Genomic DNA, 9617 nt, shown 5'->3' on the forward strand with positions numbered 1-9617 from the left:
ATTTTAATATAGTAAAAAGAGCCGTCACGGAAAATCCGTCACGGCTCTAAACAAAATATGAGAGGCTGTTTTTGTTTGGCTATTCTTATTACTTGATGCAGGGCAGCTTGTGTCAATACTTCTTTACATCAGACTTTTTAATTTTACATTAGGATATTTATCCGCAAACCAGCGTTCTGCAAATTGGTTCTCGAATAAGAACAATGGTTGGTCGAAACGGTCACGAGCCAAGATATTGCGACTTGAACTCATCTTCTCATCCAAATCTTCTGGATCGATCCAGCGAGCGATTTTGTGTCCCATTGGAGACATGATTACTTCGGCGTTATACTCATTTAACATACGATATTGGAATACTTCAAATTGTAGCTGACCAACAGCTCCAATGATATATTCTTCCGTTAGATATGTTTTATAAAGCTGAATCGCTCCTTCTTGAACTAATTGATAGATTCCTTTGTGGAAGGATTTTTGTTTCATGACATTTTTTGCAGTCACTTTCATAAACAGCTCTGGAGTAAATGAAGGGAGTTCTTCATAAGCAACTTTTAGTTTTCCTTCGAACAATGTATCCCCAATCTGATAATTACCTGTATCATATACACCGATGATATCGCCTGCTACTGCTTTTTCGACGTTTTCTCTCGAATCTGCCATAAATTGTGTGACATTGCTTAATTTCAGTTTTTTATTTGTACGTTCCAACCAGACATCCATTCCTCGTTCGAATGTTCCAGAACAGATTCGGACAAAAGCGATTCGGTCACGATGGGCTGGATTCATATTTGCTTGGATCTTGAATACGAAACCTGAAAATTCTTCCTCATAAGGACTTACCATCTGATCATCTTGTGTTTTGTGTCCATAAGGAGCTGGTGCCAATTCAACGAAAGTCTCTAAAAAAGTCTGTACACCGAAGTTAGTCAATGCAGAACCAAAAAATACTGGTGTCTGATCGCCACGAGCAATTTTTTCTTGATTAAATGCATCTCCAGCCTCTTTGATTAGTTCTACTTCTTCTAAGACTTGTTCATATAAGGAATTTTCAGTTAGAGGATGATTTTCGGGAAGCAGTCCATCTTCATCCAATTCTACTAATCGTTCATCCTGATAATTTTCCGGACGATAAAACTCTACACGATTATGGTAGATATCATAAAGACCTTCTAGCCCTTTACCCATACCGATTGGCCAATTCATCGGATAAGATTCGATATCTAATAGCTCTTCTAATTCTTCTAACAATTCCAATGGTTCACGACCATCACGATCTAGTTTGTTGATAAAAGTAAATATCGGGATGCCACGTTTTTTTACAACTTGGAATAATTTCTTTGTCTGTGCTTCGATCCCTTTTGCACTATCGATTACCATGACCGCACTATCCACGGCCATCAAAGTACGATAAGTATCTTCAGAAAAATCTTCATGTCCTGGTGTATCCAAGATATTTACTCGTTTCCCTTGATAATCAAACTGCATAACAGAACTAGTAACAGAAATCCCACGTTGTTTCTCGATTTCCATCCAGTCTGATTTGGCAAAATTACCTGTTTTTTTGCCTTTTACGGTCCCAGCTTGACGGATAGCCCCACCAAACAATAGTAATTGTTCTGTAATCGTTGTTTTCCCAGCATCCGGATGGGAAATGATCGCAAAAGTTCTGCGATTGTCCACTTGTTGCTTTAATTCTGGATTATTCATAACCTAACTCCATTTCTTCCATTCAATTATTTATATTTTCTCTAGGCACAGATTGTCCGATCTCTTAAAGAAAGACAATTTCATATAGGGCTGTGACAAAAGCCGTGTAGCAGTCTCTTTTTCCGAGTAAACGGCGTTCTAGAGACAGCCTATCAGCAATAAGCCCACCCAAGCCAAAAATACGAAAAGCTGTTTTTGCTTGGCTGCTCTTATTACTTAATGCAGGATAGCTTTTTCACAACCTTTGTCAACTACTACAACTGAATCAGTATAGCATGGATTCAGCGAATGAAAAAGCCACCAAACCATAAGAGTCAAATATTTTTTTGTCAGCTGACTAAAAGAAAAGACGTGTTGCTTGTTTATTCAAGCAACACATCTTTCATAACCAAGTTTCCAATTATCTTCTTGGCTCGTCATCTTCGAATTCTTTTCTGAAGTATCTTCGTTCTTCTTCAGGTTCCGCTTCTGTTTCTTCCGGATCATGAAAAATGACACGGATTTTAAGGATTCGAGAACCTTCCATTTCTTCAGAAACCAGCGTAATATTATCGACATCAAACGATAACTTTTCGCCTTCATCCGGAATCATGCCTAATGCTGTAATCAAATAACCAGCCATCGTATCTACATCACTCATATGCAGATCGCTGTCAAAAGCTTCATTGAACTCATCAATCAGCATACGTCCTTGGATGATATATTCGTGTTCATCGATTTTTTCATAAAGATTCTCAACTTCATCTGATTCATCATCGATTTCTCCGACGATTTCTTCTAAAAGGTCTTCTAGTGTTGCTAACCCAACGACGCCGCCATATTCATCTAATAAAATAGCCATCTGATTCTGCGTCTTTTTCATTTCATATAACAGATCATCAATAAAGACCGTTTCAGGAACAAATAAAGGCTCCTGCATGATTTTCTTGATATCTAAATTATCAAAGCCGAATTTATGGGCAGCTTTTAGTAAATTCTTTGTATGAAGGATTCCGACTACTTTATCTTTGTCTTCGTTATAAACAGGGATTCTTGAATAGTTTTCGGATAAAACTTTATTCACATTTTCTTCCACAGTGTCGTTGATATCAATCATAAATGCATCCGTTCGTGGGACCATGACTTCTCGGGCAACTTTCGTATCAAGAGAAAAAACCCCTTGGAGCATTTCTAATTCTTCATTATTCAATACGCCTTCGTTTTCAAGCATATAACGCATTTCATCTCTGGTCATTTTTGAATCTTCATCATCAAAAGTCATCGGCGTGATACGCGCCAATAAACTTGTGGAAGCAGAAAGCAGCCAGACGAAGGGCTTAGCTACTACACCAATCAAGCGTATCAGCCCTGAAGTGAACTTTGCGACTTCTTCTGATTTATTTAAAGCAATACGTTTAGGGTACAATTCTCCAAAAACAATCGATACATAGGTCAAAATAGCCAGCACAATGATATTTGCAATATTTTTTGCCGCTGTGCCGCCACCTAATACCGGAGCTAACCGTTCCGATAAAGTATTAGCTAGTGAAGCACCAGACAAAATGTTGACCAAAGTGATTCCTACTTGGATTGTCGATAGGAAATTATTTGGATTCTGCAATATTTTTAAAAGCTTTTGAGATTTCACATCTCCTTCATCAGCTTTTTGCTCGATTCGCTTCTTATTGATCGAAACAACAGCAATTTCGGAAGCTGCTAAAAAAGCATTGATCAATGTCAAAACGATCAATAATAAAATCTGCGCTAACAGCGACTGACTCTCAGGGTCAGCATTCATAATCGCATTCTCTCCTTATAAAATTAATTTTTAGTTTACGATAGAAAAAAACGTGGCACTATAGCCACGTTAAAATGGTATCACAAAGCAATTTTCTTTGCAATAAAAACAAGTGTACTAAAACTACCTACGAGGTCGTAGCAATTTTCTTCTTGTTTTCATTTTGCTTGTCTTCTTTGACGATTTTGATTATATAGGAAATGATCGTCTTGCAGATTGCGTAAAAAGGAACACCTAAGAAGATACCAAGCAATCCGGCAATATTTCCAGCTACTAGAAGAACGATAATGATCGTTAATGGATGGATTTTCAGTGATTTCCCAATTACATTAGGATAAATGATATTCCCATCCAACTGTTGGACGATTAGCACAACCACACAACAAAGTAATGCTTTTACCGGATCATTGAAGACTGTTACTAGAAATGCAGGTGCTAGTCCTAGATAAGGTCCTAAATATGGAATTAGGTTTGTCAATCCCGCAATGACTCCAAATAAGAAAGCATAATCCACACCAATTACCATATATCCTAAAAATGTGAAGGTACCAACGAATAAACATTCGATTGCTTGTCCGCTAATGTAATTAGCCAATGTTTTATTCAGTTGCCCCAATAACTCCACAATTTGGTTTCTTCTTTTTTCTGGGAAAAACTGTTGGATGTTTGGCACTAGTTTTTCTCCGTCTTTCAACATATAGAACAAGATGAATGGTGCTGTAATGATTACTACGGTTGCCGAAGCGATCGTTCCAACGATCGAACCTAAACTATTGGATACTCCACTAAGGAATTGCTGAATGATTGTCCCGTAAGAAATGTCTAATTGCTCAAAATATTTATTGATATCTACTTCCTTGAACAAAGGCAATTCGGCTACCTCTTTTAACCAGCTTTCTACCTGTTTGATGAAATCAGGCATATTAGATGCCAATGAGGAAATTTGCTGTACTAGACTTGGGATGACACTAAGTAAAATCCAAATAATTGCTGCAACTAAAAGGAGCAGCACAATTGCGACAGCCCATATTCTTTTGATTTTTGCTTTCATCAACAGCTTGACAATAGGATTCAATAAATAGTAAAGAAAGCCTGCAATCAGTACAGGTGCAAATAACGTGGAAAAAAATGTCCCGATCGGTTCGAAAATAAAGTTTATTTCTGATGAAATCATGATCAATGCAGCTATGATCAATAATTCAAGCGACCAAAACATTAGTTTAGACTGTCTAAGTTTTTCAAACAATAGATTTCCTCCTTTCTTTCTTACTAGTATATATTATATTCGTTAAAAATTCTTTTATTCTTTTTTATTTTTGAAAACTTGCCATACTTTTTATTTGTTTTATTTTCCAGTATACTATACGAAAGGAAGGTGGCTAGACCATGAAAGTTGTACAAACAAAAGATACAATGAGCAATATTTACTTAGATGCTGTACGGATCAGGCATCAAGTTTTTGTAGTCGAACAGGGTGTGCCTTTGTCTCGAGAAATAGACAAAGATGAAGCCCATTGTATCCACTTCGTCCTGTACTCAGATAAAAAAGAACCGCAAGGAACTGTACGTCTTTTGCCTTTAGAAAACGGAAAAATGAAATTACAGCGGATGGCGATTCTTTCTGAATACAGACACCAAGGGTTAGGAAAAATATTGATTGAAGAAGCAGAAAACTTTGCTAAGAATCAAGGCTATAATACGATTTTATTAGGGGCACAGTCCACAGCTGAAACTTTTTACGAAAAACTAGGATATACAGCTTACGGCGATCCTTTTGAAGATGCTGGCATGCCTCATATTTATATGAAAAAGACTTTATAAAAATTTATTTCGAAAAAAGCAAAAAACAGCAAGCTTTTGAGAAAAATCTCTCACTGGCTTACTGTTCTTTTTTGTGTTTACTTACGCGACAATTGCTTGTAACGGTTATACCAAATATCAATATAGCCTTCCGAGAACGGGCCATCTCCATTATTGATCCAGTCAACCAGAATCTTCACATTTTCTTTTAGGATGAAGTCAATATCGTTCGGATAATTCATCATTTTGCTGTGCATCTCATATTCATCGACATCCAATAGTCGTTTCTCGCCGTCAGGAAATACCTTGATATCCAAGTCATAGTCGATATATTTCAAGGCCTCATCGTCCAGCAAAAAAGGTGAAGCTAGATTACAATAATAGGAAACCCCCTTTTCTCTGATCATTGCTATTACATTGAACCAGTATTTTTTATGAAAATAAACAATCGCTGGTTCGCGCGTTACCCATCGGCGGCCATCAGATTCAGTGACTAATGTGTGATCATTCACGCCGATCATAGAGTGTTCGCTTGTTTTTAATACCATGGTATCTCGCCACGTTCGATGCAATTTGCCGTCGTGCTTGTAACTTTGGATCGTCACAAACTCTCCTTCTTTTGGAACTCCCATAGCAACCCTTCCTTAAGCAGCATTTTGTGCTTTGTGTTTGGGTGTTCATTACACCGACATCATAATTATTATATCAATAAAAATGAGCTTTGCCTAGAAAGGATTCCTATTGTTTCGATTTTTCTCTAACTGATCTACCAGTTTCATTTGGACCTTAGGAAAAACGACCGAATCAAATGCATCAGGCTTCAACCACTTCGAAGTTTTGTTCTCGGTAAATTCTTGTTCTGCTCCCTCGGTTGCCCGTCCGTAAAAAAGGAGAACATGCCATTTCAGATGACTAAAAATATGAGTAACTTCTCCTAAATGTCGTGTCTGCCAAACAAAGAGTTCCTGCTTTTCAAATGGGAGATTTTGCTCTTCTTCTGCTACTAGGTCATCAAACAGATCGATTTCTGGCTTTGTTTCCCATTCTTTTTTCAATCGCTCATACTCCTCTTGTGTCACTTCCATCATTGGAAATGTCCACATATTCGCCAGCAATTTTTGGCTATCTCTTTCTTCAAAATAATACGCTCCAGAATGATTTTGAAGAGCCGCACTGATATAATAAACGTCTTTTGGCTTTGCTTTTTTTGTTTTTACAGGAAAACTCGTTTGGATTCCTCGTTTGTTAGCTAAACAAAAGGCTTGGATCGGGCAAGTCTCACACTTTGGAGAGGTTGGTGTACAGATAGCTGAACCTAGATCCATCATTGCTTGGTTGAATTCACCTGGATGCTTTTCATCAATGATTTTCCGCATCGCTTCATCAAAGATTTTCCTGCTAGAAGCTTTTGCGATGTCTGCTTCAATGCAAAACAATCTGCTGACTACTCGCATCACGTTGCCGTCAACTGCGGGTTCTGGAAGTCCAAATGCGATACTTGCAATCGCGCCTGTCGTATATGGTCCTATTCCCTTCAATGAGTTAATTTCTTCAGGCGTTTGCGGCATTTCCCCATCAAATTCTGACATGATCTGTTTAGCAGCAGCTTGGATGTTCCGGGCTCTTGAGTAATAACCAAGGCCCTCCCATGCTTTTAAAAGCTTTTCTTCTGGAGCATTTGCTAGCTCTTCAATTGTAGGAAACCATTCCATGAAACGATAAAAATAATCGATCACTGTGTCTACTCTGGTTTGCTGAAGCATGATCTCAGAGATCCAGATACGATAAGGATCACGATTATAGCGCCAAGGCAGGTTTCTTTTTTCTTGTTCATACCATTGAATGAACTGGTCTTGAAATTCTTTTTTTTCTTTATCTGTCCATTTTTCCCATTCTTTATTCACTTTCCTCTTCCTTTTCCGTAATGAATCGCTGGATCATATCCAAATCAAATCCTTTTTGATATAAGCTTTGCTTTACTTTTAGATTTCTTTTTTTAGGTTCAAACCTTAAATTTCTTCGCCATAGTTTATCTCCTTGTTTGACTAAATAATCATATTCTATTTCTTGATCTGCTTCTTGCGGAAGATCAGCCATCGCTTGTTGGATCACTTCTTGAGAAAAGCCTTTCGTCATCAATGTTTGTTGGATTTTTCTCAATAATTCTTTTTGGCTTTTTCCGTGATTTTTTCCAAACGCTTTTTCGGCTGTCTGATGTGCATTTTGAACTTGGTCTTCAAATGTATATTGGTTGAGCGCTTGTTCAATGATTTCAAGTTTCAAACCTTTTTGCTGCATCTTCTGCGCTAATTTCTTTGGTCCTTTGTCACTTAAGCGCATATTCGTGCGCACATAACTTTCCCCATAGACCAAATCATCGACAAGGTCCAATTCTTTTAAGCGGGCTACGATTTTATTTCGATCTTCTTGAAGGATTTCCTTTTCTTTTAAGTATGTTCGGATTTCTTTTTCCGATCGCAACTGATAACTTAAGTAATTCATTGCTAGGTGAAAACCGAAATCAGCTCCGCTACTCTTCTTGATCTCTTGGATAGTTTCTTCGTCTAATTCCTGTCCTTTTAATAATCGATAGCGTACTAATACATCTTCAGATACTTGTAAAGCTTCTCCTTCAGATAAATCTACGCGATAGAAAGGGCCTTTGCCTTTACTGATTCTCGTAACGGTTAACATAAACACCCTCCTCGAACATATATTCTCTATCATACCACAGAAAATCCCCGTAATCAGGTATTATATGTTAGAATAAACCACAGAAAAAAGAAAAAGGGAGATACTTATGGCAGAAACAATTGTCAAAACTGGACAAACGGTTCCTTTGAAAATCAAGCGTTTAGGCATAAATGGTGAAGGAATCGGTTATTTCAAACGGTTGATCATATTTGTTCCATATGCACTACCAAAAGAAGAAGTACTAGTGAAAATCACGAAAGCAACTCCTCGCTATGCAGAAGGAGAATTAATAAAAGTCAAAAAAACAAGCAAAGATCGCGTAGTGGCACCATGTCCTGTTTACTATGAATGCGGTGGCTGTCAATTACAACACTTAGCTTATCAAGCTCAATTGGATTTTAAAAAGGATCTGCTTTTGCAAGCATTGGAAAAATTCAAACCAGCAGGCTTTCGATCTTATCAACTTTTGCCGACGATCGGGATGGATGAGCCTTGGCATTATAGAAACAAAGCACAATTTCAGTTACGAAAAAATAAGCAGACTCAAAAAATTGAAGCTGGTTTATACGAAGCAAACTCTCATCAGTTAGTCCCTATAACAGACTGCTTGGTTCAAGAACCTCGAACACAAAAAGTAATGAATACTGTTGTTCAACTATTGAATAAATTTGATGCACCCATCTATGATGAACGGACAAACAGTGGAATCTTTCGCACAATCATGGTTAGAATCGGTGTCAAAACTGGGGAGTTACAAGTTGTTTTTATTACTCGCAGTAAAAAATTCCCGCAAAAAAACGCAATGATCCGTGAGATCAATGAACGACTGCCCGAAGTTGTTTCAATCATGCAAAATGTCCAGGCACAAAAAACGTCTCTCGTGATGGGGGATGAAACGATCCACTTATGGGGAAAAGAAGCCATTGAAGAACAAATCAATGAAGTGACTTTCGATCTTTCTCCTCGTGCCTTCTTTCAACTCAATCCTCAGCAGACCGAATTGCTTTATGGCGAAGGAATCAAAGCATTAGATGTCCAGCCTAATGAAACGATCGTGGATGCTTATTGCGGAGTTGGGACGATCGGCTTAAGTGTAGCAAAACAAGCCAAAGAAGTACGGGGAATGGATACCGTTCCTCAAGCAATCGCTGATGCAAAAAAAAATGCGGAAAGATTAGGATATCACAACACTCGATATGAAGTCGGGACAGCAGAGCAAGTTCTGCCTAAATGGTTGAATGAAGGTTTTCAGCCTGATGGTATCATCGTAGATCCACCACGTACGGGTTTGGATAACGCATTGATCCAATCATTATTGAAATACCCTCCAAAAAAACTTGTTTATATCTCCTGTAATGTTTCTACACTTGCCAGAGATCTAGTTAATTTAAGTAAAAAGTTCAAGATTGAATATTTACAGTCTGTCGACATGTTTCCTCAGACTGCACGTTGTGAAGTTGTCGTGAAGATGACGAGACTCGCTGACTAAATGAAAGAGGTTGTGAAAAAGTCTGCCCTGTATCAAGTAATAAGAACAGCCAAACAAAAATAGCTCTTCATGTTTTATGAATACTGTACTTGTGACCGAAGAGTTAACAGGAGGACACTATTTATTTAAAAAAAGGGTTGTGACATAGTTTTT

Annotated in this window: 8 protein-coding genes; 2 read left to right on the forward strand and 6 right to left on the reverse strand. The window is 37.9% G+C overall.

All coding sequences use genetic code 11. The annotated features are described in order from the left end of the window. Nucleotides 1-123: 123 nt before the first annotated feature. The 3 genes from RG571_RS11105 to RG571_RS11115 form a co-directional block, all read right to left on the reverse strand. A complete protein-coding gene (locus RG571_RS11105; RefSeq protein WP_002298237.1) occupies nt 124-1704 on the reverse strand; it encodes a peptide chain release factor 3 in 1581 nt (526 codons plus the stop codon). A gap of 400 nt (nt 1705-2104) precedes the next feature. After that, nucleotides 2105-3481, reverse strand: a complete 1377-nt coding sequence (locus RG571_RS11110; RefSeq protein WP_258430497.1) for a hemolysin family protein — start codon at nt 3479-3481, stop codon at nt 2105-2107. 127 nt (nt 3482-3608) lie between these two features. Then, nucleotides 3609-4727, reverse strand: coding sequence for an AI-2E family transporter (locus tag RG571_RS11115; protein WP_002290821.1), 1119 nt, complete (start codon nt 4725-4727; stop codon nt 3609-3611). Nucleotides 4728-4867: 140 nt separating this feature from the next. Between RG571_RS11115 and RG571_RS11120 the strand changes: the two genes are divergently transcribed. Then, nucleotides 4868-5302 carry a GNAT family N-acetyltransferase gene (locus RG571_RS11120; protein WP_002290819.1) on the forward strand — a complete coding sequence of 145 codons (435 nt, stop codon included), beginning with the start codon at nt 4868-4870 and terminating at the stop codon, nt 5300-5302. 77 nt (nt 5303-5379) lie between these two features. On the opposite strand, the gene RG571_RS11125 is transcribed toward RG571_RS11120, so the two are convergent. The 3 genes from RG571_RS11125 to recX form a co-directional block, all read right to left on the reverse strand. Continuing rightward, nucleotides 5380-5913: a DUF402 domain-containing protein gene (locus tag RG571_RS11125; RefSeq protein ID WP_002290817.1), complete on the reverse strand. Its 534-nt coding sequence runs from the start codon at nt 5911-5913 to the stop codon at nt 5380-5382. 93 nt (nt 5914-6006) lie between these two features. Further along, nucleotides 6007-7185, reverse strand: a complete 1179-nt coding sequence (gene mutY, locus RG571_RS11130) for an A/G-specific adenine glycosylase (protein ID WP_002339651.1) — start codon at nt 7183-7185, stop codon at nt 6007-6009. Beyond that, nucleotides 7178-7975 (reverse strand): recombination regulator RecX, encoded by a 798-nt coding sequence (gene recX, locus RG571_RS11135; RefSeq protein ID WP_002339650.1) that lies wholly within the window; start codon nt 7973-7975, stop codon nt 7178-7180. Before recX ends, mutY begins: the two co-directional genes overlap by 8 nt. Before the next feature lie 106 nt (nt 7976-8081). Between recX and rlmD the strand changes: the two genes are divergently transcribed. Beyond that, nucleotides 8082-9464, forward strand: coding sequence for a 23S rRNA (uracil(1939)-C(5))-methyltransferase RlmD (gene rlmD, locus RG571_RS11140; RefSeq protein WP_002295399.1), 1383 nt, complete (start codon nt 8082-8084; stop codon nt 9462-9464). The last annotated feature ends 153 nt before the right edge of the window (nt 9465-9617 follow it).

This window comes from Enterococcus sp. FR204 (assembly GCF_031143325.1).
GTDB lineage: Bacteria > Bacillota > Bacilli > Lactobacillales > Enterococcaceae > Enterococcus_B > Enterococcus_B faecium.

Coding starts and splice junctions, on each gene's coding strand:
- RG571_RS11120 (WP_002290819.1), top strand. CDS start 4,868: ATGAAAGTTGTACAAACAAAAGATACAATGAGCAATATTTACTTAGAT.
- RG571_RS11125 (WP_002290817.1), bottom strand. CDS start 5,913: ATGGGAGTTCCAAAAGAAGGAGAGTTTGTGACGATCCAAAGTTACAAG.
- rlmD (WP_002295399.1), top strand. CDS start 8,082: ATGGCAGAAACAATTGTCAAAACTGGACAAACGGTTCCTTTGAAAATC.
- RG571_RS11110 (WP_258430497.1), bottom strand. CDS start 3,481: ATGAATGCTGACCCTGAGAGTCAGTCGCTGTTAGCGCAGATTTTATTA.
- RG571_RS11105 (WP_002298237.1), bottom strand. CDS start 1,704: ATGAATAATCCAGAATTAAAGCAACAAGTGGACAATCGCAGAACTTTT.
- recX (WP_002339650.1), bottom strand. CDS start 7,975: ATGTTAACCGTTACGAGAATCAGTAAAGGCAAAGGCCCTTTCTATCGC.